Origin of the sequence: Spirulina sp. CCY15215 (assembly GCF_016888125.1) — a bacterium.
Classification (GTDB): domain Bacteria; phylum Cyanobacteriota; class Cyanobacteriia; order Cyanobacteriales; family Spirulinaceae; genus CCY15215.
This window is the reverse complement of the sequence record NZ_JACSWA010000271.1, coordinates 1-267: the sequence shown is the minus strand read 5'-3', so window position 1 is coordinate 267 and position 267 is coordinate 1. Positions and strand designations below refer to the sequence as shown.

General features: G+C 43.4%; 1 pseudogene. It reads left to right on the top strand.

The window, feature by feature from the left end:
* Positions 1 to 22: 22 nt before the first annotated feature.
* Positions 23 to 267, top strand: a pseudogene (locus JUI58_RS03010) (Uma2 family endonuclease); the annotation flags it as partial.

The following is a 267-nucleotide window of genomic DNA, read 5'->3' as shown; positions in this document are numbered from 1 at the left end:
GACCTTTTTCTCTTTTGAGGCAATGGTACAACAACTTTCTCCCCCATCGATTGACGACGACCTTCTCTATCCTGACAGTGACGGTAAACCTTTGGCTGACAATACGACCCAATTACGCTTAATTTTCACCATAAAAGGGGGTCTGGACTCTCTTTTTAAAGACCGAGAGGATGTGTTTATTGCCGCAGATTTGTTATGGTATCCCGTCAAATTGACGAAACAACAAATCTTAGAGCAAGAGGAGCCGCAAAAACAAGCACCAGATGT